This is a genomic window from Tardiphaga sp. 619_E2_N8_4, from assembly GCF_051810905.1.
In the GTDB taxonomy this organism is placed as follows: domain Bacteria; phylum Pseudomonadota; class Alphaproteobacteria; order Rhizobiales; family Xanthobacteraceae; genus Tardiphaga; species Tardiphaga robiniae.
On sequence record NZ_JBPWQJ010000001.1, the window covers coordinates 3,842,847 to 3,866,764 of the forward strand.

Annotated in this window: 25 protein-coding genes; 14 read left to right on the forward strand and 11 right to left on the reverse strand. The window is 62.9% G+C overall.

Going from position 1 to position 23,918, the window contains the following annotated elements; genetic code table 11:
• Window positions 1-35: 35 nt before the first annotated feature.
• Window positions 36-1,535, reverse strand: a complete 1,500-nt coding sequence (locus AB8A23_RS18430; RefSeq protein WP_068731048.1) for a replicative DNA helicase — start codon at window positions 1,533-1,535, stop codon at window positions 36-38.
• 358 nt (window positions 1,536-1,893) lie between these two features.
• On the opposite strand from AB8A23_RS18430, the gene AB8A23_RS18435 reads away from it, so the two are divergent.
• Window positions 1,894-2,124 (forward strand): hypothetical protein, encoded by a 231-nt coding sequence (locus AB8A23_RS18435; RefSeq protein ID WP_120292319.1) that lies wholly within the window; start codon window positions 1,894-1,896, stop codon window positions 2,122-2,124.
• Window positions 2,125-2,130: 6 nt separating this feature from the next.
• Here the strand turns inward: AB8A23_RS18435 and AB8A23_RS18440 are convergent, their stop codons facing one another.
• The gene (locus AB8A23_RS18440) at window positions 2,131-3,381 is read right to left on the reverse strand and encodes a class I SAM-dependent methyltransferase (RefSeq protein ID WP_439058628.1); all 1,251 of its coding nucleotides are present in this window, start codon (window positions 3,379-3,381) and stop codon (window positions 2,131-2,133) included.
• A 256-nt stretch (window positions 3,382-3,637) separates the two neighbouring features.
• Here AB8A23_RS18440 and AB8A23_RS18445 point away from each other — a divergent pair, with 256 nt between their 5' ends.
• Complete coding sequence (locus AB8A23_RS18445; RefSeq protein ID WP_439058627.1) at window positions 3,638-4,786, forward strand: hypothetical protein; 1,149 nt, start codon at window positions 3,638-3,640, stop codon at window positions 4,784-4,786.
• An 89-nt stretch (window positions 4,787-4,875) separates the two neighbouring features.
• Here AB8A23_RS18445 and rplI read toward each other — a convergent pair whose 3' ends face one another.
• From rplI to rpsF, 4 genes are all read right to left on the reverse strand, one after another.
• Window positions 4,876-5,460, reverse strand: coding sequence for a 50S ribosomal protein L9 (gene rplI / locus AB8A23_RS18450; RefSeq protein WP_089263933.1), 585 nt, complete (start codon window positions 5,458-5,460; stop codon window positions 4,876-4,878).
• 49 nt (window positions 5,461-5,509) lie between these two features.
• Window positions 5,510-6,478: a hypothetical protein gene (locus AB8A23_RS18455; protein ID WP_439058626.1), complete on the reverse strand. Its 969-nt coding sequence runs from the start codon at window positions 6,476-6,478 to the stop codon at window positions 5,510-5,512.
• A 124-nt stretch (window positions 6,479-6,602) separates the two neighbouring features.
• Entirely contained in the window at window positions 6,603-6,842 is a 240-nt protein-coding gene (gene rpsR / locus AB8A23_RS18460) for a 30S ribosomal protein S18 (protein ID WP_002711478.1), read from the reverse strand.
• A 5-nt stretch (window positions 6,843-6,847) separates the two neighbouring features.
• Window positions 6,848-7,294, reverse strand: coding sequence for a 30S ribosomal protein S6 (rpsF, locus tag AB8A23_RS18465; RefSeq protein WP_439058625.1), 447 nt, complete (start codon window positions 7,292-7,294; stop codon window positions 6,848-6,850).
• A gap of 368 nt (window positions 7,295-7,662) precedes the next feature.
• Here rpsF and fabD point away from each other — a divergent pair, with 368 nt between their 5' ends.
• From fabD to AB8A23_RS18525, 12 genes are all read left to right on the forward strand, one after another.
• Window positions 7,663-8,622: an ACP S-malonyltransferase gene (gene fabD, locus AB8A23_RS18470; protein ID WP_439058624.1), complete on the forward strand. Its 960-nt coding sequence runs from the start codon at window positions 7,663-7,665 to the stop codon at window positions 8,620-8,622.
• Between the two features lie 21 nt (window positions 8,623-8,643).
• Window positions 8,644-9,381, forward strand: a complete 738-nt coding sequence (gene fabG, locus AB8A23_RS18475; RefSeq protein ID WP_439058623.1) for a 3-oxoacyl-[acyl-carrier-protein] reductase — start codon at window positions 8,644-8,646, stop codon at window positions 9,379-9,381.
• Between the two features lie 297 nt (window positions 9,382-9,678).
• The gene (locus AB8A23_RS18480; RefSeq protein WP_006020277.1) at window positions 9,679-9,918 is read left to right on the forward strand and encodes an acyl carrier protein; all 240 of its coding nucleotides are present in this window, start codon (window positions 9,679-9,681) and stop codon (window positions 9,916-9,918) included.
• A gap of 124 nt (window positions 9,919-10,042) precedes the next feature.
• A complete protein-coding gene (fabF, locus tag AB8A23_RS18485; protein WP_089263937.1) occupies window positions 10,043-11,308 on the forward strand; it encodes a beta-ketoacyl-ACP synthase II in 1,266 nt (421 codons plus the stop codon).
• A gap of 114 nt (window positions 11,309-11,422) precedes the next feature.
• Window positions 11,423-12,700, forward strand: coding sequence for an endolytic transglycosylase MltG (gene mltG, locus AB8A23_RS18490; RefSeq protein ID WP_439058622.1), 1,278 nt, complete (start codon window positions 11,423-11,425; stop codon window positions 12,698-12,700).
• A 120-nt stretch (window positions 12,701-12,820) separates the two neighbouring features.
• Window positions 12,821-13,708, forward strand: a complete 888-nt coding sequence (locus AB8A23_RS18495; RefSeq protein WP_089263939.1) for a YicC/YloC family endoribonuclease — start codon at window positions 12,821-12,823, stop codon at window positions 13,706-13,708.
• Between the two features lie 2 nt (window positions 13,709-13,710).
• Window positions 13,711-14,385 carry a guanylate kinase gene (gene gmk / locus AB8A23_RS18500; protein ID WP_089263940.1) on the forward strand — a complete coding sequence of 225 codons (675 nt, stop codon included), beginning with the start codon at window positions 13,711-13,713 and terminating at the stop codon, window positions 14,383-14,385.
• Between the two features lie 4 nt (window positions 14,386-14,389).
• Window positions 14,390-15,013, forward strand: coding sequence for a TIGR00725 family protein (locus AB8A23_RS18505; protein WP_439058621.1), 624 nt, complete (start codon window positions 14,390-14,392; stop codon window positions 15,011-15,013).
• A gap of 83 nt (window positions 15,014-15,096) precedes the next feature.
• Entirely contained in the window at window positions 15,097-15,885 is a 789-nt protein-coding gene (locus AB8A23_RS18510; protein WP_116662420.1) for an ABC transporter permease, read from the forward strand.
• A complete protein-coding gene (locus tag AB8A23_RS18515) occupies window positions 15,882-16,922 on the forward strand; it encodes an ABC transporter ATP-binding protein (protein WP_439058620.1) in 1,041 nt (346 codons plus the stop codon). Before AB8A23_RS18510 ends, AB8A23_RS18515 begins: the two co-directional genes overlap by 4 nt.
• 11 nt (window positions 16,923-16,933) lie before the next feature.
• Entirely contained in the window at window positions 16,934-18,013 is a 1,080-nt protein-coding gene (locus tag AB8A23_RS18520) for an extracellular solute-binding protein (RefSeq protein WP_320444400.1), read from the forward strand.
• A 72-nt stretch (window positions 18,014-18,085) separates the two neighbouring features.
• Window positions 18,086-18,910, forward strand: a complete 825-nt coding sequence (locus tag AB8A23_RS18525; RefSeq protein ID WP_439058619.1) for an ABC transporter permease — start codon at window positions 18,086-18,088, stop codon at window positions 18,908-18,910.
• Window positions 18,911-18,923: 13 nt separating this feature from the next.
• On the opposite strand, the gene AB8A23_RS18530 is transcribed toward AB8A23_RS18525, so the two are convergent.
• The 5 genes from AB8A23_RS18530 to AB8A23_RS18550 all read right to left on the reverse strand — a co-directional run bounded on the left by AB8A23_RS18530 (window position 18,924) and on the right by AB8A23_RS18550 (window position 23,897).
• Complete coding sequence (locus AB8A23_RS18530) at window positions 18,924-19,424, reverse strand: hypothetical protein (RefSeq protein ID WP_439058618.1); 501 nt, start codon at window positions 19,422-19,424, stop codon at window positions 18,924-18,926.
• Between the two features lie 6 nt (window positions 19,425-19,430).
• Window positions 19,431-19,898, reverse strand: coding sequence for a hypothetical protein (locus tag AB8A23_RS18535; protein ID WP_439058617.1), 468 nt, complete (start codon window positions 19,896-19,898; stop codon window positions 19,431-19,433).
• A 60-nt stretch (window positions 19,899-19,958) separates the two neighbouring features.
• Window positions 19,959-21,338, reverse strand: coding sequence for a caspase family protein (locus AB8A23_RS18540; protein ID WP_439058616.1), 1,380 nt, complete (start codon window positions 21,336-21,338; stop codon window positions 19,959-19,961).
• A gap of 81 nt (window positions 21,339-21,419) precedes the next feature.
• Window positions 21,420-22,478, reverse strand: coding sequence for an alcohol dehydrogenase (locus AB8A23_RS18545; RefSeq protein ID WP_439058615.1), 1,059 nt, complete (start codon window positions 22,476-22,478; stop codon window positions 21,420-21,422).
• A gap of 105 nt (window positions 22,479-22,583) precedes the next feature.
• Complete coding sequence (locus AB8A23_RS18550; RefSeq protein ID WP_439058614.1) at window positions 22,584-23,897, reverse strand: HdeD family acid-resistance protein; 1,314 nt, start codon at window positions 23,895-23,897, stop codon at window positions 22,584-22,586.
• Between the last annotated feature and the right edge of the window lie 21 nt (window positions 23,898-23,918).

Here is a 23,918-nt window from a genome sequence, read left to right on the forward strand (position 1 = left end):
ATGCGCGCGTCAGAGACGGTTCAACCGCACGCGCGTCACTCCTGCGGGGCGCGGAACTGGGCGCCACCGGCGAGATCGCTGAAGCGGGTGAACTGGCCTTCGAACTGCAGGTCGACGGTGCCTGTGGGGCCGTGACGCTGCTTGGCGATGATGACTTCGGCCTTGCCGTGCGCAAGATCCATCTCGAGCTGCCATTTCTCGTGTTCGGGAGTGCCGAGTCGCGGCTCCTTGGCCTGCAGATAGTATTCCTCGCGATACACGAAGACCACCACGTCGGCGTCCTGCTCGATCGATCCGGATTCACGCAAGTCGGACAGCTGCGGATGCTTGTCTTCACGATTTTCGACCTGACGCGAGAGCTGCGACAGCGCGACTACCGGGCAGTTCAGTTCCTTCGCCAGCGCCTTGAGGCTGGTGGTGATCTCGGTGACTTCCTGCACGCGGTTGTCGGAGCGCTTGCCGGAGCCCTGCAGCAGCTGGATGTAGTCCACCATGATGACGTCGAGGCCCTTTTGCCGCTTCAGGCGGCGGGCGCGGGCGGTGAGCTGCGAGATCGACAGGCCGCCGGTTTCGTCGACGTAAAGCGGCAGGTTCTGCAGCTTGATGGTGTAGTCGCGGATCTTGTCGAATTCGGCTTGGGTGATGCCGCCGCGGCGGATCGCGCTGGAGGAAATCTCGGTCTGCTCTGCGAGAATACGCGTGGCGAGCTGTTCGGCCGACATTTCGCAGGAGAAGAAGCCGACGACGCCGCCATTGATGGTCTTCATGCTGCCGTCGGGCTGCACTTCGGACTGATAGGCGGCGGCGATGTTGTAGGCGATGTTGGTGGCCAGCGAGGTCTTGCCCATGCCGGGACGTCCGGCTAGCACGATCAAGTCGGAGCGCTGCAAGCCGCCCATGCGGGCGTCGAGGTCGCGCAACCCGCTGGAGATGCCCGACAGTTTGCCGTCGCGCTGATAGGCGTTGGCCGCCATGTCCAGCGCGGTGGTCATTGCCTGGGAGAAGCGCTGGAAGCCGCCGTCATAGCGGCCGGCTTCGGCCAGCTCATACAGCCGACGCTCGGCATCCTCGATCTGGGCGCGAGGAGCGAAGTCCACCGGCGCGTCATAGGCGACGTTGACCATGTCCTCGCCGACATTGATCAGCTGGCGGCGGATCGCCAGTTCATAGATCGTACGGCCGTAATCCTGCGCATTGATGATGGTGGTGGCTTCGGCGGCGAGGCGGGCGAGGTATTGGCCGACGGTCATGCCGCCGAGATCCGTGTCGGTCGGCAGGAAGGTCTTCAGCGTCACGGGAGTGGCGATCTTGCCGGCGCGCACGATGGCAGCGGCCGTTTCGAAGATGGTCTGGTGGATCGGCTCGAAGAAATGCTCGGCCTTGAGGAAGTCCGAGACCCGGTAGAAGGCGTCGTTATTGACCAGGATCGCGCCCAGCACGCCCTGTTCCGCCTCGATATTGTGCGGCGCCGACCGATAGGCCGGGGTGCCCGCCTCGGGGGTGAGCTTGAGAACGTTCGAATCGAATGCGGCCATGGTCTCTATTGGGTCTTCCGAATTGGGCGGATGAACGGCGTGGTCACGCGGGCGTCGGCGACTAAGCGCCTGACGGTCTCCGAGTGGAAGGACGAAGCGGCCTTATGCACGATTCACACATCAAGGCGGGGGAATTCCGGCCGGTGGCGCGCATTGCGCTTGACGCTTCCACCGCAGCAAGGGGAGGGGTCTGAATCATTGCTTAAGGAACCCGGAAAAATTGCGCCCCGCGCCTGAACCGGATGGCGATCTCTCGCACTTACAAGAGAGCCAGCCGCTGGCAAGCACGGCAGTGCCGGAACCCCACGGGGAGCCGGGCGTTGGCTTCAAAACGAATATAGAGGCGAAGGATAGATCCATGAGCCAGCGTCACCAGCATCCCGATGCCGGAACTCAGGCTGCCGGAACCGACGGTTCTGCGTGGTTGTCCACACTGATCGACACGTTCGAGCGCACCGCGCAGCTTGAAAATGTCCCATGCGATACGAAAGCGCTCTCAGCCGCCAAAGCGCGCCTCCAGCGCCCCGCCATTCTGCGGCCACGGCCTGTCTTGCGCCGCCGGCATGCGACGCTCCTATTCCAGCACTAAACCAGCCTATTCGCCGGCAATCTGCAGACGCGGTTGTTGGCTCCGTTCCCTGGCTCGAAGCCGAGCTTCCTCCCGCCCGATATAATCGCGCGTGAACGGCACAACGTCCTGACGTTTGGTGAGCTGGATCTGGAAGTTCATCACGTTCTGCATACGGAACGACATTTCCGACGCCGCCAGATAGAACTCCCACATCCGCGCAAAGCGCTCGTCATAGAGCCGCACGGCTTCCTCGCGTCGTGCCATGAAGCGCTCGCGCCATGCCTTGAGCGTCTCGGCATAATGCAGCCGCAGGATTTCGATGTCCGAGACCAATAACCCGGCCCGTTCGATCGCCGGGAGAACTTCCGACAGAGCGGGGATGTAGCCGCCGGGGAAAATGTACTTGGCGACCCATGGATTGGTGATGCCGGGTCCCTCAGGGCGACCGATGGAGTGCAGCACCATGACGCCGTCCTCGGTCAGGAGTTCTGCGCACCGCTTGAAGTAGGTGTCGTAATGGTCGACGCCGACATGTTCGAACATGCCAACGGAGACGATGCGGTGGAATGGACCGGGGATGTCGCGATAGTCCTCGAGCAGGAATTTTGCGCGGTCTTTGAGGTTTTTCTCGCCGGCCCGGGCATTGGCGACCTGCAGCTGTTCGGTGGACAGCGTAACGCCGGTGACATTGGCACCGGTCATCTCTGCCAGATAGAGCCCAAGCCCGCCCCAGCCGGAGCCGATGTCGAGTACGCGTTGGCCTTTTTCGATGAGCATCTTGGCCGCGAGGTGGCGCTTCTTGGCGAGCTGGGCGTCGTCCAGGGTCGCGTCCGGTCCTTCGAAATAGGCGCAGCTATATTGCTTGTCAGCATCCAGAAACAATGAGTAGAGCCGGCCGTCCAGATCGTAGTGATGGGCAACGTTGTTGCGGGAGCGCTTGCGGGGATTGAACTGCTGGGCGTGGCGCAGGACGTAGCGGAGCCACCATTGCAGCTTGGCCCAGCGGGGCGCCATGTCGGGCTGGTTCAGGGCGATGGCGAGCAGGTCGGCAATGGTGCCACGCTCCATAACGAGGAGCCCGTCCATGAATATCTCGCCGAGTGCCAGTTCGGGATCGAGAAGTAGTCGGCGTTGGGCGGCTTTGGTGACGAAGCGGGCAGAGACGGGAGGTCCGGAGCCATCACCGAAGGTGAATTGTTGGCCGGAGGCCGTAGTGAAGGTTATTGCCCCTCGGCGAATGTACTGACTCAGGAAGAATCGCAACAGACGGTCCATCGAAATCACCCCAATGATCCGATCACGCGCAAACTGAAGCAACAGCGTAACTTCCCGCCGTGCACGAGATCAACTGTCTCCCTAGCTCTTGAGTAGAAGATAGTAGTGGTGCACCGCCTGTGCCAATGCGCACGCTGCAATGCCGCTATCCCGATTGTTCCGATCACATCGTTGCGATATGTCGATGCTTCCATTCACGTCACAATCGGATACAAGGTGATCCGCGTGATTAAGCTAGCCACATCAGGAGATTGAAATGTTGAGCCGAGCGCTCAGTTTAGCGACGGTGATGCTCCTGATTGGCTTCGCGGCAGTCCCGGCACAGGCCCAAAACCTCGAAGCCGGAAAGTCACCCTCCCAGATTTTCGCGGGCGGCTGTGCCGTCTGCCATAAAAGTCCGCGCGGGCTGCTGAAGACGGTGGCACCCGGTCAGTTGCCGGCCTTCCTGCGCCAGCACTACACCACAAGTACAGATATGGCGGCGTCCATGGCCGCTTATGTCGTGTCCAACGGGGCGGCCGACCGCCGTCCTGCCGGGGATAACCTGACGCGTCAGGGCCGTGAACTCACGACCGAGCAGAAGCCGGCCCCGGCCGATGCCAAGCCCGGTGCTGCGCCGCCGTCCGAGGCTCCGCCGCCGGGACGCCGGCTACGTCCGCAGGAGGCCGCCAAGCCCGATGCCGATGTTGCACCAGCTCAGGCCGAGCCCGGCACGCGCCAGGGCCGCAATGCTCGGCGACAGGCGCGCCCGGCGACAGACAATCCCGAAGCGAAGCCCGATGCGGCCAAGCCCGTAGACGCACAGTCGCCGGCTGCCGCCGAAGCAGAGCGTCCCGCGCAGAAGCAAAAGCTCGGTAAGAAGGGGCGCCGTCATCAGGAAGAGCCGCCGAAGGCCGAACCTGTGAAGGACGAGCCCAAGGTCGAACCCAAGACTGAGCCGAAGGCTGAACCCAAGTCTGAGCCACGGCCTGAGCCGGCCAAGACCGAGCCTGCGAAGCCCGCTGAAGAGAGCAAGCCTGAGGCGAAGCCCGAAGCCAAGCCTGAGACGCCGGCACTTCGTCCAGATCCCGTTCCGTCGGTCACGCCGGCTCCGAAGGCGCCTGAAGGGGAAAGCCGTCCGGCGCCTGCCGAGCCGGCGCCTCCTGCGCCGGCAGCCCCTGCGTCTCCGCCCGCAGCAACGCCGGCCCCGGCACCTGTGGCTCCAACGCCTCCGCCAGCCGCAGCTCCGCCGCCAGCGGTCGCGCCTCCCGCAACTCCGCCAGTGCCCGCGCCGACTCCTGTGGCCCCGGCTCCAGCTGCGCCTTCGCCGGCACCGGCCGCGCCGCCACCACCGCCTCCGGCGTCGGCTGCACCACCGGCGCCTCCGGCCTCGTCAGGCTCGCCGGTGCCGCCGATCTCGCAGTAGTAGATCAGCCGTTTGAGTGACGATACAAAAAAGCCCGGCCAATCTGGCCGGGCTTTTCTCGTTTGAGCAGAAGCTCCGAGGTCCGTGACTTAGCCGTTGTCTTCTTCGGCGTTGCCCTGTGCGTCCGGATCGAAGAACTCGCCGGCGGCGGCGAGTGCTTCGGCGGCTGCGTCCTGATCTTCCTGACGGCTCGAGATGTCTTCGCCGCGGTTGATGCGCTCGGCTTCGTCGGCCGAACGGGCAACGGTGACGCTGACGCTGACTTCGACTTCCGGATGCACGGCGATTGAGATCTTGTGCTGGCCGATGGTCTTGATCGGCGCGTCGAGCAGCACCTGGCTGCGGGCGAAGGTGACGCCGTCAGCCTCGAAGGTGGCGATGATGTCGCGCACCGACACCGAACCGAACAGCTGACCGGTTTCCGACGCCTGACGGATGATGACGACGTTGCGGCCGTCGATCTTCTCGGCAACCGTGGTGGCTTCCGCCTTGGCCTTGATGTTGTTGGCTTCGAGGTCAGCCTTCATGCCGTCGTACTTGGCGCGGTTGTCGGCGGTGGCGCGCAGCGCCTTGCCACGCTTCAGTAGAAAGTTGCGGCCGTAGCCGTCCTTGACGCGGACGACTTCGCCCATCTGGCCGAGCTTAGCAACGCGTTCGAGCAAAATGACTTCCATGATCGTTCTCCTTTAAGTGGTGAGCAGGTGTTGAGTTGAGGTGAGTTGGTCAGGCCACCGTCGAAGAAGGCGGCTTGCGTGCGAGAAAACGTTGGCGAAATCCGAAGAAGGCATCGGCGAGGCCGAGGCCAACCATGGTGAGGATGGGCCAGCCGAGGACGAGCACCATGGCGTAGGTCAGGCCCAGCACCATCACGCGGCTTTTCATGCCCATGGTCAGCGTATGCAGCGCGGCGAAGCCGGTGAGGGCATAGGCCATCATCAGCGCCGAGGTGACGATCTGCGAAAAGATGCCGACGATGCCGCCCATGAAGGACAGCGCGATGGCCAGACACAGCGCGACCATCGTCATCGGCGGCAGTGCTGCGGATTTCAGCTCAGGCCACGGCCGATTCAGTCGGCCCGATGTCACGATGATGCGGCCGGCGAGCCAGAGATTGAGCGTCAGTGTCATGATCGCGACGATGGCGGCGGCAGCCGGCGCGATCGTCACCAGCGCATTGATGACCTGTTCGGAGTCGCCAGCGCCGCCGCGCGATCCCAGGATGCGGGTCAGAGCGCGGCGCAGCGCCGAGACGATAGTGTCGCCATCGGTGCCGAGGGTCAGCAGCGCGCCCATGGTCGTGAATGCGGCGAAACCCGCGGTCCACAGTAACATGCGGCCGACCGGATACCATTCGACCACGGGGGGGGGCGCGGCTGCGCCATTCACGCCCGGCACTTCTGCAGCAACAGGGCGGCCGAGCAATGCGAGATGGCCAAGCCACCAGGCGGGCAGGGCCACAGTGAAGACGAAGGCGGCGAGATAGGGCATGCCGAACAACAGGCCGAGCGAGGTGCCGGCTGCGATGCCGCCGATGGCAGCAGTCACCGGACCCCAGCCGAGAGCGGCCACCATCAAGGGCAGCGGCGCGAGATAGAACAGCAAAAGGGAAATCAACGCGCCCGAAATGATCGAGGCGAACATCAGCGCTGAGGCAGCGCCGGCGGCAAACGCGATGAGAAGACTTGCGATCATCAGCTGTCCCGCCCCCTTTGAGCGGTTAGAGGCACTTGCCCCAACCATCGGCGACCGGACGACCCGGAAGCCTTATGAGAAATAAAAGCGACCGGCGGCACGAGGCCGCCGGTCGAAAACCGCCTTAGCGGATAACGTAGGGCAGCAGACCGAGGAAACGCGAGCGCTTGATGGCGCGAGCGAGTTCCCGCTGCTTCTTGGCGGAGACGGCCGTGATGCGGCTCGGCACGATCTTACCGCGCTCAGAGACGTAACGCATCAGCAGCTTGGAATCCTTGTAGTCGATCTTCGGCGCGTTCGGACCTGTGAACGGGCAGGTCTTGCGACGGCGGAAAAACGGACGACGTGCACCAGCTTCAGCCATTATTCTTACTCCTCAACCGATGCTGCTTCGTCGTCACGCGGACGACGCGGACCACGATCACCACGGAAGCCACCGCCTTCACGGTCGCCACGGAAGCCACCACCACGGTCGTCGCGTTCACGATCACGATCAGCCTTGCGCATCATGGCGCTCGGGCCTTCCTCGTGCTCTTCGACGCGGACGGTCAGATAACGGATGACGTCTTCGCTGATACGCTCCTGGCGCTCAATCTCGGTGACCGCCGCGGACGGGGCATCGAGGTTCATCAGCACGAAGTGCGCCTTGCGATTCTTGTTCATGCGATAGGTCAGGGAGCGCACGCCCCAGTTTTCCATCTTCACGACCTTGCCGCCGAGACCTTCGACGATGCCGGTCATCTGGGTGGTGAGGTCTTCGACCTGCTGTGCGCTCGCATCCTGACGCGCGAGAAATACATGCTCATAAAGAGGCATGGCTGTCCTTTCCAAGGTTAGCGCGTTTCCCGGCGGCAAGCCCTTCGAACCCTTATGGAAAGGACTCGATATTGCTCAGAAGGCGGGAGCACGGGACGACGGACCAACTGGCCCTATCGCAACAAACCTGTGTGTGATTTTGCTGTGACCGTCCGTTCAGCTCCCGGCCGGGATCTGCGGATCGGGGCCTTATACGGATTTTCCCAGTAATGGCAAGCGAAACGGGGCCAAATGAGTGGATTTCGGGAGCGGGCGGGAACCCGGATCGTGGTGCATCCTGGGCGCTGCGGCTTGACATTCCCCGTCGTGCCAGTGTCTTACGGCGCACGTTTGAACGAGTTTAAGCCAAAAAACATGACGGGGCGTCAATGACCGCAGCATTTACCTTTCCGGGGCAGGGGTCCCAGGCGGTCGGCATGGGCAAGGCGCTTGCGGATGCATTTCCCGTCGCCAGGGCCGTGTTCGACGAGGTCGATTCGGCTCTCAGCGAGAAGCTGACCGGCATTATCTGGGACGGCCCGGCCGAAACCCTCCAATTGACCGAAAACGCCCAGCCGGCGCTGATGGCGGTGTCGCTGGCGACCATGCGAGTGCTCGAGGCCGAGGCGGGCATCTCGCTGGCCCGGGACGCCGCTTTCGTGGCCGGCCACTCGCTCGGCGAATATTCGGCGCTGGCAGCGGCCGGAAGCCTCTCAGTCACGGATGCGGCCCGCCTGCTGCGGACCCGTGGTCTGGCCATGCAGAAGGCCGTGCCGGTGGGTGTCGGCGCCATGGCGGCGTTGCTCGGCCTCGATTACGAGACCGCCGTGACCGTGGCTGAAGAAGCTGCACAGGGCGAAGTGTGCCACGCCGCCAACGACAATGGCGGCGGTCAGGTGGTGGTGTCCGGCAACAAGGCTGCGGTCGAACGCGCACTGGAGATAGCCAAGACCAAGGGCGCCAAGCGTGCGATGTTGCTGCCGGTGTCGGCGCCGTTCCATTGCAGCCTGATGCAGCCCGCCGCCGACGTGATGGCGGACGCGCTGGCCAAGGTCACGATCAACAAGCCGGTGGTGCCGCTGGTGTCCAACGTGCTGGCCGCGCCGATCTCGGATCCCGATGAAATCCGCCGCCGCCTGGTCGAGCAGGTCACCGGCACCGTGCGCTGGCGCGAATGCGTATCCTATATGGCAGGCCAGGGCGTGACGCGTTTCCTAGAGGTCGGCTCCGGCAAGGTGCTGAGCGGACTTGTCAAACGCATTGCCGAAGGCGCCGTCGGCGTCGCCGTCGGCGGACCCAATGACATTGCCGCCGCCAAGGATGCGCTCGCAGCAGCGCGTTCGGCGTAAGCGGCCAGAGGAGAAGACAAGATGTTCGATTTGACAGGCAAGACCGCGCTGGTGACCGGCGCGACCGGCGGCATCGGCGAAGCCATCGCCACAGCTCTGCATGCTCAGGGCGCGACGGTGGCGCTGTCCGGAACGCGCAAGGCGGTTCTCGAAACGCTGGCCGCGAAGCTCGGCAATCGCACGCATGTGCTGCCGTGCAATCTTTCCAACACCGCTGATGTCGAAGAGTTGGTGCCGTCAGCCGAGAAAGCCATGGGCCAGCTCGACATCCTCGTCAGCAATGCCGGGATCACCCGCGATAATCTGTTCGTCCAGTTGAAGGACGAAGACTGGGATGACGTAATCAACGTCAATCTGACCGCGACCTTCCGCCTCGCACGCGCCGCAACCAAGCTGATGATGCGCAAGCGCTTCGGTCGCATCATCGCCATCACTTCGGTGGTCGGCGTCACTGGAAATCCCGGGCAGGGGAATTACACCGCAGCGAAAGCCGGCCTGATCGGCATGATGAAAACGCTGGGGGCGGAATACGCCAAGCGCAACGTGACGGCCAATTGCATTGCACCCGGTTTCATCGCAACGCCGATGACCGATGTGCTCAATGACAAGCAGCGCGAAACGATTCTGACAAAGGTGCCGGCAGGGCGTCTCGGCTCGCCGGAAGATATTGCGGCAGCAGCGGTCTATCTGAGCTCAAATGAGGCGGCCTACGTCACCGGACAGACGATTCATGTCAATGGCGGCATGGCGATGATCTAAGCGTCGGGGGAACCCCAACGTCGTGATTTAATTGAGGTTTGGACAGTCACCGGGCTATGTGGCCAAGCCAAATGAAGTATGGTAACCGAACCTCCAACGGTGGGGCAAAGAAGGCCATTGCAGGAATTTGAAACCCTGTATATTGGCGGGGACGAGCCTGCCGTTTTCGCGAGGCTCCGTCCGGGACGACGGGGTCAATCCAGAGACGCGTAACTGCGCAAGGTTTAACGAGTTAAACGCTCCACGATGGCTCGTATCGTCTGCGGACGGGCCCAATGTAACAAGCACGAGGTTGATATGAGCGAGATTGGCGAGCGAGTGAAGAAGATCGTGGTTGAACACCTTGGTGTTGAACCCGAGAAGGTGGTCGATGCCGCGAGCTTCATCGATGATCTCGGCGCTGACAGCCTCGACACGGTCGAGCTCGTGATGGCGTTCGAAGAAGAGTTCGGCTGCGAAATTCCGGACGATGCCGCCGAGACGATTCTGACCGTCGGCGACGCAACCAAGTTTCTCGAGAAGAACGCAAAGAGCTGACACCTTCGCGCGACACATTTTGAAGCCGGCCGGATCGCGTTTGTGCGATCCACCGGCTTCTTGCTGTGACGCGTAGGCATTGCTCAAAGGCATTGGCTCAAGGATGGGCCATGGAGGTACGACAATGAGGCGGGTGGTCGTCACAGGCCTTGGCATGGTGTCGCCACTTGGCTGCGGCGTCGAGCCGACCTGGAAGCGCATCCTCAACGGTGAGAGCGGCGCAAAGCGGATCGATACATTCGATGTATCCGATCTCACCAGCCAGATCGCCTGTGTGATTCCACGCGGCGACGGCACGGGCGGTACCTTCAATCCCGATCAGTGGATGGAGCCGAAAGACCAGCGCAAGGTCGACGACTTCATCATCTATGCGATGTGCGCCGCCAAGCAGGCGCTCGACGATGCCAACTGGCACCCCGACAATGAAGACGATCGCTGCGCCACCGGCGTGATGATCGGCTCCGGCATCGGCGGTCTGTCCGGCATTGCCGATACCGCATTGCTTCTGAAAGAGCGCGGCCCGCGCAAAGTGTCGCCGTTCTTCATTCCCGGCCGCCTGATCAATCTCGCTTCGGGATATGTCTCGATCGAGCACGGTCTTAAAGGCCCCAATCACTCCGTCGTCACCGCATGTTCGACCGGCGCGCACGCGATCGGCGATGCCGGCCGTCTGATCGCGCTCGGCGACGCCGATGTCATGGTCGCCGGCGGTACCGAGTCGCCAATCAGCCGTTTGGCGATGGCCGGCTTCGCGGCAGCACGCGCGCTGTCGACCAATTTCAACGAAGCGCCGGAGAAAGCGTCGCGGCCCTACGACAAGGACCGCGATGGTTTCGTCATGGGCGAGGGTGCCGGCGTCGTCGTGCTCGAAGAGTACGAGCACGCCAAAGCGCGCGGCGCACGCATCTATGCCGAGATTATCGGCTACGGCATGTCGGGCGATGCCTACCACATCACCTCGCCGACGCCGGATGGCGATGGTGCGTTCCGCAGCATGAACGCTGCGATGAAGCGCGCCGGCATTGCCGCGGCCGACATCGACTACATCAATGCGCACGGCACCTCGACGCCACTCGGCGACGAGATCGAACTCGGCGCGGTTCAGCGCCTGCTCGGCAATGCCGCGTCAAAAGTGTCGATGTCATCGACGAAGTCGTCGATCGGCCACCTGCTCGGTGCGGCTGGTGCGGTCGAGGCCATCTTCTGTGTGCTTGCGATTCGGGATAACATCGCGCCGCCGACGATCAATCTCGACAATCCGTCGGTGGAAACTGCGATCGATCTTGTCGCATTGACCCCGCGCAAGCGCGAGATCAACATTGCCTTGTCGAATTCATTCGGTTTCGGCGGTACTAATGCGTCCGTGATCCTACAGCGCGTGGCTGGTTAGAGAACCTCCACCGTTTCGCCGTATTCCGCGCTAATTCCTACACTGGGCGTATGTTATTGACGGGGATCGTGTTTGTCCCCGTCACGATTGAACCGACAGGATCAGGTACTATCGATGAGTGAGAGGCCGCCCATTTCGCCGAGGAGTCCGCGTGCCGCGCTGGAGCCGGAGCAGGTTCCGCCGCCGCCGAAGCGTTCTGATCATGCGCGTAATCCGCTCGTGGTTGCCGGTAATGCCATCATCACCATCATTATCGTCGCCATGCTCGGTGCAGGTGGCGCGTACGTCTATGGTCGCCAGGCGCTGGAAGCGCCGGGACCGCTGCAGGAAGAAAAGGTCGTCAATATCCCCGCGCGTGCGGGCAAAGGCGATATCGCCGAAGCGTTGCTGCGCGAAGGCGTGATCTCAGCCAATCGCTGGGTTTTCATCGGCGCCGTGTTTGCGTTGAAGGCCAGCTCGGAACTGAAGCCCGGCGAATATCTGTTCCAGAAGAACGCCAATCTGCGCGATGTCATCGGCACCATCGTCGAAGGCAAGGTCGTGCAACACTCCATCACGATTCCCGAGGGCCTGACCTCCGAGCAGATCGTCGCGCGTTTGACCGATAGCGACATCTTCACCGGCTCGATCCGTGAAATGCCGCGCGAAGGCACGTTGTTGCCCGAGACCTACAAATTCCCCCGTGGCACGCCGCGCGACCAGGTGATCCAGCGCATGCAGCAATTGCAGAAGCGCGTGCTGGCCGAAGTCTGGGAACGCCGTAACGCCGACATTCCGGCGAAGACGCCGGAACAACTGGTGACGCTCGCCTCGATCGTCGAGAAGGAAACCGGCCGCGCTGACGAGCGCAGCCGCGTGGCCGCCGTGTTCGCCAATCGCCTGCGCCAGAAGATGAAGCTGCAGTCCGATCCGACGATCATCTATGGCATCGTCGGCGGCAAGGGCACATTGGGCCGTCCGATCAAGCGCAGCGAGATCCAGCAGCCGTCGCCCTACAATACCTATGTGGTGGAAGGCCTGCCGCCGGGCCCGATCGCCAATCCGGGCCGTGCGTCGCTGGAGGCGACTGCCAATCCGGCACGCACCCGCGACCTGTTCTTCGTAGCCGATGGCACCGGCGGTCACGCCTTCACCGAAACCTACGACGCACACCAGAAGAACGTCAGCAAGCTGCGCGCGCTCGAGAAGGCCGTCCAGAACGACGCTGTCGAGCCGCCGGAAGAGGCTGCTGCGCCCGCCGGTGCTCCTGCGGATCCTGCTGCGGCGACCGGTACAAGTCCGGCCAGACTCGCACCGGCCAAGCAGCGCGCCCGCACGGCTCCCGCGCCTGCCGCGCCGGCTCGTCAGGGCGCTGCGCAGTCGACGGGTACACCGCCGGTTGTTCAGCAATAGGCCGTACCACCAAGCCCTGCGCTGGCTTCTGCTTCGAATTCCCCTTGGCCTGAAAAGGCCCTAACCTGAGCCGGTTCGCGCCTTGCGAATCTTACTCGTATTCTTTGGAGACGTTCCGCGATGGCGTTGTCGAGCATGACCGGCTTTGCGCGAAGCCACGGCACCAGCGGGCCTTACAGCTTCGAGTGGGAGCTGAAATCCGTCAACGCCAAGGGCTTCGACCTGCGCTTCCGGATGCCCCCGGGTTTCGACGAAGTCGAGGCGGTCGCCCGCAAGCGCGCCACTGAAGTGCTGTCACGCGGCACGGTTTACGCGAACCTCACCGTTAAGCGCAGCAACGCGGCTTCGACCGTGCGGATCAACGAAGAGGTGCTGAATTCGGTGCTGCGTATTGCCGCCGAATTGGCCAGCAAGATCGACGCCGTCGCGCCGAGCGTCGATGGTCTGATGAATATCAAGGGCGTCATCGAAGTGGTCGAGCCCGAGGCTGACGAGGCCGAGGACAAGGCGGCGAAGGCTGCCGTGGCCGCCGCATTCGAAGAGGCCCTCACCGCGCTGGTCGCCATGCGCAAGCGTGAGGGCATGACGCTTGGTGACATCCTGTCCCAGCGTCTGAATGAAATCGAGGCGCTGTCGAAGAAGGCCGAGGCCGCGCCCGGCCGCAAGCCGGAAGCCATTCGTGCACGACTTGCCGAACAGATCGCGACGTTGCTGGAAGCCTCGGATCGTTTCGATAGTGATCGGCTAAGCCAGGAAGCGCTGATGATGGCAACCAAGGCCGACATCCGCGAAGAGCTCGACCGCATCGCGTCGCACATTTCGCAGTCGCGCGAGATGATCAAGAAAGGCGGTCCGGTGGGACGGCGGCTGGATTTCCTGTCGCAGGAGTTCAACCGCGAGGTTAACACCTGCTGCTCGAAATCCAACGATCTGGAATTGACCAGCACCGGCCTCGAAATGAAGAACGTGGTCGAGCAATTCCGTGAACAGGTACAGAATCTGGAGTGACCATGTCCGGGGGCAGCCGAAATTTTCAAGAAGCTGGCTTTGACGGAGTCGAGCGGCGCGGGCTGATGTTCGTGCTGTCATCGCCATCCGGTGCCGGCAAGACGACGCTGACGCGGCTGCTGATCGACCGGATGCCGGGGCTGCAACTGTCGGTCTCGGCCACGACGCGCCCGATGCGGCCCGGCGAGGTTGACGGCAAGGACTACATCTTCGTCGACAAGCCGCGCTTCGAGAAGATGGCCAAGGGCAATGAACTGCTCGAATGGGCCACGGTGTTCGATAACCGCTACGGCACGCCGCGTGCGCCAGTGGAAGCCGCGCTCTCAGCCGGCAATGACGTGCTGTTCGATATCGACTGGCAGGGTACGCAGCAATTGCGCGAGAAGGCGCGGGCCGACGTCGTCAGCGTCTTCATCCTGCCGCCCTCGGCGGCCGATCTCGAAAAACGTCTGCATACCCGCGCGCAGGATTCCGACGAAGTGATCCGCGGGCGCATGAGCCGCGCCAGCCACGAGATGAGCCACTGGGCCGAATACGACTACATTGTCATCAACCACAATGTGGAAGAGGCCTATAGCGAGGTGCAGTCGATTCTCAAGGCCGAGCGCCTGAAGCGCGAACGCCGCACCGGCCTGACATCTTTCGTGCGCGGATTGCAGCAAGAACTCGAAGGCTAACATCATGCAGGCATTGTTCTGGAATGAGCGCACGCAGCAGCTCAGCGATGGCGCACGGCTATTCGATCCGCTGGCGCTCACGTGGCGTGATGATGCCGTGGAGCAGGGTGGAGAAGCTGTGACGGCTTCCGAGGCGTTGCTGCGGCTCGCAGTAACGCGCAAGCTGCGCCGTGTGCCCATCGGCATCATCGGGCCGCGAGACGCGACACAAGCGCAACGCGATCTCGCCGAACAGATGGGCGCAGCATTGGCGCGCCATGGCCTGCAATTGTTGTGCGGCGGTAAGACCGGCGTGATGGAAGCAGCGTGCAAGGGCCATGCACAGGAGGGCGGCATGCCCGTCGGCCTGTTGCCCGATGAGGAGTGGCACGCAGCCAATCCATATGTTGCGATCCCCATCGCAACGGGCATCGGCCCTGCACGGAATGCCATTATCGCGCGCGCATGTCTCGTGCTGGTCGCGATTGGCGGAGGTGTCGGGACACTCTCGGAGATGGCGCTCGGACTACAATTCAATCGCCTGGTGTTGGCGATGGCCGATGCGCCTGAGGTGAATACGGTCGAGCGCGTCGCTGATGTCGACGGCGTCATCGCTCGCATCGCAGCACGCCTTCTCGCAAATGCATAACTTTGCCGCTCTGTCATAAAACTGATATGCCGCCGTTATACTGAGGCGCAGACTTCAGCATCACATTTGACAGGACATGGCTCGTGCCGTTCGTCGCGATCGCCTATCTGATTTTTCTCGCGGCGCCAGTTCTGTTGCTATTTGTAGGTTCATTTGGAGAAGTCTGGAGCGGCACGCTGCTGCCGTCAGGCTTCACCTGGCGCTGGTATCAAGAGGTCGCTGGCGATCCCAGCTTTCGCCGCGCTTTCACCACCAGCCTGAAGATCGTCGCGACCACCTGCATTCTCAACATCCTGATCGGACTGCCGCTCGCTTACGCCATTCATGCCGGTGCCCGCGGCGGCGTGCGGCTCGCGGCGCGAATCGTCACGCTGATGCCGATCGCCGTGCCTGAACTTGTTCTGGCGTTCGGCTTCATCCTCGTCTTCTCGTCAGACGCCTTACCGTGGCTCGGCAGTTTCTGGCTGCTGGCGGCGGGGCACCTCGTATTGACGCTGCCCTATACGGTGACGGCTCTTGTTGCCGATATGGATCAGCTCGGGCTCGCCGAATATGAGCACGCAGCCGCAACGCTCGGCGCATCGTTTCCGGCACGTATGTGGGACGTCACACTGCCGCAGCTGCATACGAGTCTGCTGTCCTGCATGCTGACGGTGGCTGCGTTGTCGATCGGTGAATTTCAATTATCCAATCTGGTCTCGGGCTTTCTGTCGCGCACCTATCCTGTGGTGCTGCTGCAAGCCTTCTACGGCGCGACGGGCTTTGCCTGCGCGGCCACCGTCGTATTGCTTGGGCTTGCGATGATCGCATCGCTGACAAGCGGGCTGACGGCGCGGGTCACCGGCCGGCGTAAAGTGGGGGCAGGCGCGTGACGCTGCGATACGATCAAGTGAGCTACAGCTATCCCGGCACGAGCACTGGTGTGTTCGACATTGCCCTGGAGATCGGCCGCGGCGAATTGCTGGCGATCATCGGCGCGTCGGGGTCGGGCAAGTCGACGATTCTGAAATTGCTGGCGGGCTTCCTCAAGCCTGACTCCGGGCGCATCCTGATCGATGGCAAGGACGTCGGCGCGTCACTGCCCGAGGCGCGTCGTCTGGGTGTCGTGTTTCAGAACTATGCGTTGTTCCCGCATATGCGGCTTTGGGAAAACATCGCCTATCCGCTGAAGGTGCGCGGTATCGCCAAACAGGATCGGCGCGCGCGTGCCATCGAGATGCTCGGACGTGTTGGCATGGGCAAGCGCGCGGAAGACTATCCAGCAGAATTGTCCGGCGGTCAGCAGCAGCGCGTCGCGCTGGCCCGTGCGCTGGTGTTCGAGCCGCAAGGCCTGCTGCTCGACGAGCCGCTGTCGGCGCTCGATGCGGGGTTGCGACTGGAAATGCGCGACGAAATTCTGCGCGTGCAGCGTCAGGCCGGCATTGCGACGCTGCTTGTGACGCATGATCAGGAAGAGGCGCTGTCGATTGCCGACAAGGTCGTGATGATGCGCGACGGCCGCATCGTGCAGATCGGCACGCCGCGCGAACTGTACGAGACGCCGGCCGATGCCAGTGTCGCGGCCTTTGTCGGTCAATCCAACCTGTGGCCCGGCAGCATTTCCGGTGACGGCATGGTGACAACGCCGATTGGCGCGCTGGCCTGCGACACGCAGGGCAAGAGCCTCGGCACAAAGGTCACCGTCTTCGTACGCCCCGAGCGGGTCGAGCCCATCACGGGTCAGGTCGACGCGAGCAATCCCTGCTGCTTCGCGGGCAGCATGTCGGCCGACCGCTATCTTGGTCCCGTCAGGCGGATCGATATGGCCGTCGCCGGCGGGGCCATCCGTCTCGAAACTCATCTGCGCGGGCCGATCACCGGCGTGACGATCCCGCACGATGCCATCCGCCTTCTTCCCCCGACCTCATAAAGGAGATCGACATGAACCGACGCAAGTTTCTGAGCGGCGTTGCCGCAGCTTCCCTCGCCATTGCCATCAGCCCGGCCGCATGGGCCTTCGAAGGCGCCGAACTCTACGCCGGCGAGAAGACTCTGTACGAAGCCGCGCGCAAGGAAGGCCTCGTCGTGTCGTTCGATACCGGACCGACCTGGGCCAACTGGGCCAACCAGTTCAAGGCCTTCCAGAAGCGCTATCCCGGCGTCGAGATGGTCTATAACGACCTCGGTTCTGCGGCGACCGTCGTTGCCCTCGACAAGGCGCGCAATCGTCCGCAGGCCGATACGGCCTATTACTTTGCAGCGTCCGCTCTGGACGCAGCAAAGGCCGGCGTCGTCGATGGTTTCAAGCCGGTGAATTTCGACAAGCTCGCCGATCCGCTGCGCGAGGCCGAAGGCCGCTGGTTCACCATCCACACGCTGAGCGTGGCGTTCCTCGTCAACACCAAATTGGTCAAGACCGTGCCGCAGAGCTGGGCGGATCTTTTGAAGCCGGAATACAAGAACGCCATTGTGTATCAGGACCCGCGCTCGACGGGGCAGGGCCAGGTGGTGGCTTTCGCTGCGGCTTTCGGCAATGGCGGCAGCATGGACAATGTCGCGCCGGGTATCGACTATCTGGGCAAGCTGACCAAGGCCGGCAACGTGCTGCGCACGGTCGGCACCACGCCTTACGCGCAGTTCCTGAAGGGCGAGATCCCGATCTGGATCGGCTACGAGAACGACGGCCTGAAAGCCAAGTTCACCGACGGTCTCGGCGATGGCGTGTCCGTCGTCATTCCGAAGGAAGCCTCAGCCGCCGCGCCTTACGCGATCTCGCTGGTGAAGAACGGCCCAAACCCGAATGCCGGCAAGCTCTGGCTCAACTTCATCATGAGCGATGAGGGCCAGAAGATCTTCGCCGAGGGTTATGTGCGTCCGGCCGTGCCCGGTGTCGCCCTGCCGCCGAGCGTTGCCGACAAGATGCCGGCCGCGCCGCAGGTGCAGGCGATGGATATCGCCAAGGCCACCGCGAAGAAGGCCGAGATCGATGCCGGTTGGGCCAAGGCCGTTCTCGGCCAGTAAGCCGAACTCACCAAAGCGATCTCCGCGATAGCGCGGGGATCGCGTTTTCGTCATTACGGAATAAAGATTACGATGAGCGCGCGCGTTCCGACATCCATGCTCGCTGCCTTTGCCGTTCCCGGCGGCGTGGTGCTGGGACTGTTCTTTCTGATTCCGGTTTGCGCGGTGCTGGTCGGCGCTTTCGCGGATAGCGGCAGTGCGTTCGGCCGACTGGCTGGTGATCCGGTGTTCTGGAACGGCCTGCGCGGCACGATGGTGCTGGGCACGGTTGCGCCGTTGTTCTCGCTCGTTGTCGGCTTCTGCGTGGCGCTTGCACTGGCGCGGTTCGCGCCGGGCCTGCGGACGGCCGCCTTGATCGCGATCTCGCTGCCGCTGACATTTTCCGGGCTGATCGTCGCCTATGGTTTTATCCTTCTGCTCGGCCGTGCCGGCTTCGTGACATTGTTGCTGGCTAAGCTCGGCTTCGATCCCGCAGTGATCGGTGGCTTTATCTTTTCACCGGTGGGTCTGGGGCTGGCCTATTCCTACTATCTGGTGCCGCGCGTCGTGTTGATCGTGCTGCCGGCGATCAGCAATTTCGATCGCAACCAGATGCTCGCCTCGCGTTCGCTCGGTGCAGGGAGCTTCCGCACGCTGACTGAAGTGATGCTGCCGCAGATATTGCCGAGTCTGATCGCCGCCTATTGCCTGACGGCAGCAGTTGCCGTCGGCGCCTATGGCACCGCGCTGGCGCTCGCCGGCACGCAGGTGAATATCCTGCCGCTGGTGCTCTACAGCAAGATCTCGGAGACGGGGACCGATCTGCCGGCCGCATCCGCAGCATCGATCGTGCTGGTGGCGATCTGCGCCGTCGTCGTGGCGATCGGCGAAGCGATGCGTCCGCAGCGCAAGTCGTAGTCGCTGCCGCCGATCATTGCTTGCTGGCGGTCCAGCGGCCGGTGCAGCCATTCGACATTTGCATCGAGCCGCCGCCACCGCGGCCGGACAGGCGGCCGGTCATGACCGCGCTCACACTGCCGCTGCTGCCGACCCCTTGCAATACGCCGCTCGGACTGATGCTGCCGCCTCCGCCGACGCTCCCACCGGAGATCGTCAATGTGCTGCTGGCGGTTTTGCCCGCGCACACCGCCGACTGACCGGTGAAAGTGATCTGCCACATGCCGTCGAATCTGGCGGCGCTGCCGCCGCCGTCACCAGCGCCGCGGCGGGCTGGAGCTGCACGCTGCTCGGATCGCGGCGGGCGTGCTGGCTTGGCGGCACGCGGCTCGGAGGATGAGCCGGACAGCGTCTTGTTGTCATTGCCGAGGCTGCCGCCGGTCGCGCCCTGACTCCATGCGTCGCTGCCGCCGAGTGCGATGATGAGCAGACAGGGGAGGCTGCCGGATTTCAGTATGATCTGCGGGATTGCCATGGGCGGTTACTGCTTGCTTGCGACCCAGCGGCCCGAGCATCCATCGGATCGCTGGAAAACTCCCGAGCCGGTACGGCCGGAGAGGCGACCCTGGCTGGTGACGCGGATACCGCTGTAGTTTCCGCTTCCGCGCACTGTCCCGTTGGCGCTGACCGGGGCGCTGCCGTCTTTGCCGATCATCCTTCCGTTGGCCACGACGAAGTTTTCCGTGAATGTGTCGGAACAGCCGGAGGTGCCTACGCTCGATATCGACCAGGCGCCGTCGAAATTTCCGCCACCTCCCGTGCCCTCGCCACGGTTGCGCGGCGCGGTCTGACGGCGCGGCGCGCGGCGTTCGGAACTTTCGCGTTGGGCAGGCGCCGCTGATCGGGATTCGGGGGAGGAGCCCGACAGCGTCTTGCTGTCGTTGCCAAGGCTGCCACCGGTTGCGCCCTGTGCCAGAACTGCGTCTCCCGAAAATGTCAGAATGGCCAAACCAAACAGAAGTCCAGATCGAAAAATCATGTTCAATAACTTTCAAAAAACAGATCGAACTTACAATTTCGCGTCAGGCCCCATCGTGGCGTTGGCGCAGATGGCGCCGACGATCGGACATGATTTTCCCGTCTTGGTGCATTGATCGATGGCCGCATCGCGCGCCTGTGCAAGCGTGGGCCGCGCGACAAGCGACCAGTTGCCGCCGAGAGCTGCGAATGCACCGCAATTCGCTCCGTAAAACGACAGTTCGAGCGGGCAGGGAGCCGTGCCGCATTGGGCGCGTGCCTTGGTCACGGCTGACTTGCGGGACGGTTGATCCCACGACATGCCCCATTTCTTGTTCTTGATGTCGTAGACGATCGAGCCCCATTGTTTCTGGTCGCTCGCGCTGCGCAAACGCTGCAGCAGGCCCTCGGTCGCCTCTCCCGTTGGCGGCATGCCGCCTTTGACCTGGAAATCGCGGATCGCAACCGCGATGCCATTCTTGCTGTTCAGCGGTTCGGGATCGAAATTCAGCTCATAAAGCCGGTCGCTGATTTCTGTAAGCTTGATTGGATCGGTGATCGGCAATTTGTCGAAATCGATCCGCGGCGCATCGGGCAGGCGGGCTTCCTGCACGGGCTTCTGCGGCACGACGAGCGGCACGGTGGCGGTTGGTGCCACGAAGTAAAACGTGCCGTCGATCGGCGACGACGATACCCATGGCTGTTGCGAGCCGCCGGTGGCGCGCTTCACGGCAAGGCCTACCTGATTGAAGGTCTGGAAAATATCAAGCCCAGCCTGACGCACGGTACTCGCCAATGCCTTGGTATAGGGGCTGTTACCATCGCTGCCGTCCTGCGCCACGCTGCCGGGCTGGGTCGCATAGGAGATCAGGGTGCCTTCCGGTGCGCGCATCTGGGCAAGGCCGCCTTCCGAGGCGCGCAGGCCACGCGACCCGAACGGATTGTTCCGGCAGGCATCGAGGATGACCATGTTGAGGCGCGTGCCGGAGCCCTGCATCTGGCGCAGCACCAGATTGATATCGACCATCTGGAAATCAACATCCGCCTCGCGGGTGGGATTGGCGTTCACCGGCACGAGGTAATTGGAGCCGCTGACCTGCACGCCGTGGCCCGCGTAATAGAACAGGGCGACGTCAGCGCCCTGAACCTGCCGCCCGAAATTCTGCACGGCGAGATCAAGTGCGCTTTTGTCCAGGTCCAATTGCGCAGTGCCGCCGATCAACGTGAAGCCGAGACCGCTCAGCGTCTCCGCCATCAGCTTGGCGTCGTTCTTCGGGTTATCGAGGCGGGTGATGTTCTGGTAGCCGGAGTTGCCGACCACAAGCGCGATGCGCTTCTCGGCCAATGCAGCGCTGACCGAGAGCAGCAAAGTCAGGGCCATCAGCGCGGCAATTCGCGCAAGCGACCTGACCGGTTGGACGAAATGGTCCATGAATCCCATCCTGCAATGGGACATATCCTAGCCCGGATCGCATGAAGCGCAATCCGGGCCAGAGCCTGAGTGCAGTCTAATTCAGTTGGTTAGCATGATCCGGCCGACGACCTTGCCGGCGCGCAATTCATCGATCCATTTCTGCGCATCGCCCATCGGCTCCGCCTTCATCGGCGTCGGCTTGAGCTTGCCGGCGCGGGCCAGAGCCATCAGCTCTTTGGCTTCCTCAAGCGTGCCGACCATGAAGCCCTCGATGGTCATGCGCTTGTAGATCCATTGCACCATGGGTAGGCTGAACTCGCCGCCCATCAGGCCGGACACCACGATCTTGCCACCCCGCGCCACCGTGGCCACCGCAAAGTTCATGGACTTGTCATTACCAGCAAAGTCGACCACGCCATCGAAGCCGCCATCGTTCTCCTTGACCATGCGCCTGGCGACATCGGGCTCGGAAGGGTCATAGGCGAAGGCGGCGCCGTTCTTGAGCGCGGCTTCGCGTGCGGCGGGGTTGAGGTCGGCGACCGAAATCGGCTGCTTGAACATCGCCTGTGCCAGCGCGAGACCGGCCATGCCGACGCCGCCGAGACCCACCAGCAGCAGGTTGCGTTGTCGCGGACGATCGACGAGACGTTTGAGTGCGCCGTAAGCGGTGATGCCCGAGCACATCAGGGTCGCGGCCATGTTGATCGGCAGCGGATCATAATCGAGCAGATACTTCTCGTCCGGCACGAGGACATGCGTCGCGAAACCGCCGTCGAGTGACACGCCGAGGAATCGGTTCTTGGCACAGAGGTTCTCGTCGCCAGCAAGACAGTCGCGGCATTTGCCGCAGCCGATCCACGGGAAGACGGCCTTCTTCTTGCCGATCAGCGATTGATCGCCATCGGAACCGACCTCATCGACGATGCCAGCGATCTCGTGGCCGAGCGTAAAGGGAAGCGTCATGCCGCGGGTGGTGTCGAGCTTCTTGCCGCCGCCGAGATCCGCATAGCCGTCCTGGATGTGCAGGTCGGAATGACAGAGTCCGCAGCACTCGATGCGGACCAGCACTTCCTTGCCCTGCGGCTTCGGTGTGTCGACGATGGTTTCGCAGAGCGGAGCGTCGAATTTCACCAGAGACTGGCGTTTCATAAGAGCCATTTTTGTTTTCCCTAGACTTCGTTGCATCCTAGCAATCACAGGATGGGGGCGAGTTCAAGGGTGCGAAAGAGCGCCAGGTTCGCACTGCGCCACACGTGCAGAAGGTCATGCCGTGCGCGTGCGGGCCCGTGCTGCTCGGCGGATACTGAGCCGTCTGAGGCGCGACCAGTCCGGGGAGATCTGTTCCGGCGTGGGTTCGACCAACACCTGGAGCAGCCGCGCATAGTCGAGGACCAATCCGGGTGTCCAGGCCATTGCTTCGGCGCGCTGCCGCAAGACGCCCGCGACCCATAATTCGGGCGTGACCGCCGCCCGGAAAAATGCGCGCCACGGTCGCTCGGTGCGTCCGAGTACGCCTTCGAGTGCTGCATCGAGCGCGTGTGCCACGGCAGTCGAGCAGTTGCGGCTGGTGAGGTTGTAGGTCGTATCAACGCGGTAAGTCCGCCAGAAGTGGCGGACGCGAACGCGATCGATGCGCGTGAAACGGATATGTTCAGTGGCCTCGCACCATCCCTCTGCTTCCTCGGCATAGCTCGGCTGAAAACGACCCGGAAGATCGTTCTCGACGCCAGCGCGCAGCACGCGGCCGAACTCATCCGGCGCGCGATCGATTTCGACGGCGGGGTAGTGGCTGACATAGACATTGGGCGCGAGTTCAAGTGCTGCATGTCCGGTGGAGACGATGCCGTCGGCATCGACAGCTGCAATGTAGCGGTCCACCAACGGTCGGCGCCGCGCGCTGCGGCCGGGTCCTGTGGGTGTCCAGACATGCACGACGAGATCGTCCTTGCCGGCATCATCCGGCGTGGCGGGCACCCACAATGCGGTCGGAAACGCGCCGCCCACCAGCATCGAGATCGGTGCATCCGGTGGCAATCGCCGCAAGCGATTAGCCAGCAACATCGTGCTCAGTCCCGATACGATCAGCAACGCGCCGATGTTGAAGCCGATCGTGCCCTCGTACCAGGTCGGCCATGGTTCCAGCGTGGTGGCGGCCAGCATCAGTTCGATCACGCCAGCACCGATTGCCATCCGCCAGTTCTCGAAGCGCACCACCCAGGCACTGACGATGCGCGCGCTGCCGTCGAGTAGCAGCACGCCGCCCAGCAGCATCGCGATCAACAGGTTGGAATGGCGCGGCTGCGCGATGATGATGATGGCTGGTACGATCAGGATAACGGCCTTGGCGAACTGATAGGGCCGACGTGTGACGGCAAGCAGAGCAGCCAGCAGGCTGACAATGCCTTCCAGCAGCAGCAGGTAGCCGAAGTAATGCGGCCGCACGATCGTGCTGCCATCGAACGCGTCGATCACGATAGCGAGGCCCAAGGCAGCCCACAGCACGCCGATCGCGAGCAGCAACCGCCAGCGCCGTTGCACCACTTCCGCGCCCAGCAGGAGGAGCAGCAGTCGTATCATCGGTTGCCCATGATCCCAGTT

What these genes read in the sequence shown, in the direction of transcription:
- AB8A23_RS18445 (WP_439058627.1), top strand. Translation starts at nt 3,638, where the DNA reads ATGTTGAGCCGAGCGCTCAGTTTAGCGACGGTGATGCTCCTGATTGGC.
- AB8A23_RS18540 (WP_439058616.1), bottom strand. Translation starts at nt 21,338, where the DNA reads ATGGACCATTTCGTCCAACCGGTCAGGTCGCTTGCGCGAATTGCCGCG.
- gmk (WP_089263940.1), top strand. Translation starts at nt 13,711, where the DNA reads ATGTCCGGGGGCAGCCGAAATTTTCAAGAAGCTGGCTTTGACGGAGTC.
- AB8A23_RS18530 (WP_439058618.1), bottom strand. Translation starts at nt 19,424, where the DNA reads ATGGCAATCCCGCAGATCATACTGAAATCCGGCAGCCTCCCCTGTCTG.
- AB8A23_RS18550 (WP_439058614.1), bottom strand. Translation starts at nt 23,897, where the DNA reads ATGATACGACTGCTGCTCCTCCTGCTGGGCGCGGAAGTGGTGCAACGG.
- rpsF (WP_439058625.1), bottom strand. Translation starts at nt 7,294, where the DNA reads ATGCCTCTTTATGAGCATGTATTTCTCGCGCGTCAGGATGCGAGCGCA.
- AB8A23_RS18480 (WP_006020277.1), top strand. Translation starts at nt 9,679, where the DNA reads ATGAGCGAGATTGGCGAGCGAGTGAAGAAGATCGTGGTTGAACACCTT.
- rplI (WP_089263933.1), bottom strand. Translation starts at nt 5,460, where the DNA reads ATGGAAGTCATTTTGCTCGAACGCGTTGCTAAGCTCGGCCAGATGGGC.
- AB8A23_RS18430 (WP_068731048.1), bottom strand. Translation starts at nt 1,535, where the DNA reads ATGGCCGCATTCGATTCGAACGTTCTCAAGCTCACCCCCGAGGCGGGC.
- AB8A23_RS18440 (WP_439058628.1), bottom strand. Translation starts at nt 3,381, where the DNA reads ATGGACCGTCTGTTGCGATTCTTCCTGAGTCAGTACATTCGCCGAGGG.
- AB8A23_RS18495 (WP_089263939.1), top strand. Translation starts at nt 12,821, where the DNA reads ATGGCGTTGTCGAGCATGACCGGCTTTGCGCGAAGCCACGGCACCAGC.
- mltG (WP_439058622.1), top strand. Translation starts at nt 11,423, where the DNA reads ATGAGTGAGAGGCCGCCCATTTCGCCGAGGAGTCCGCGTGCCGCGCTG.
- rpsR (WP_002711478.1), bottom strand. Translation starts at nt 6,842, where the DNA reads ATGGCTGAAGCTGGTGCACGTCGTCCGTTTTTCCGCCGTCGCAAGACC.
- AB8A23_RS18545 (WP_439058615.1), bottom strand. Translation starts at nt 22,478, where the DNA reads ATGGCTCTTATGAAACGCCAGTCTCTGGTGAAATTCGACGCTCCGCTC.
- AB8A23_RS18435 (WP_120292319.1), top strand. Translation starts at nt 1,894, where the DNA reads ATGAGCCAGCGTCACCAGCATCCCGATGCCGGAACTCAGGCTGCCGGA.
- AB8A23_RS18455 (WP_439058626.1), bottom strand. Translation starts at nt 6,478, where the DNA reads ATGATCGCAAGTCTTCTCATCGCGTTTGCCGCCGGCGCTGCCTCAGCG.
- AB8A23_RS18520 (WP_320444400.1), top strand. Translation starts at nt 16,934, where the DNA reads ATGAACCGACGCAAGTTTCTGAGCGGCGTTGCCGCAGCTTCCCTCGCC.
- fabG (WP_439058623.1), top strand. Translation starts at nt 8,644, where the DNA reads ATGTTCGATTTGACAGGCAAGACCGCGCTGGTGACCGGCGCGACCGGC.
- AB8A23_RS18505 (WP_439058621.1), top strand. Translation starts at nt 14,390, where the DNA reads ATGCAGGCATTGTTCTGGAATGAGCGCACGCAGCAGCTCAGCGATGGC.
- fabD (WP_439058624.1), top strand. Translation starts at nt 7,663, where the DNA reads ATGACCGCAGCATTTACCTTTCCGGGGCAGGGGTCCCAGGCGGTCGGC.
- AB8A23_RS18525 (WP_439058619.1), top strand. Translation starts at nt 18,086, where the DNA reads ATGAGCGCGCGCGTTCCGACATCCATGCTCGCTGCCTTTGCCGTTCCC.
- fabF (WP_089263937.1), top strand. Translation starts at nt 10,043, where the DNA reads ATGAGGCGGGTGGTCGTCACAGGCCTTGGCATGGTGTCGCCACTTGGC.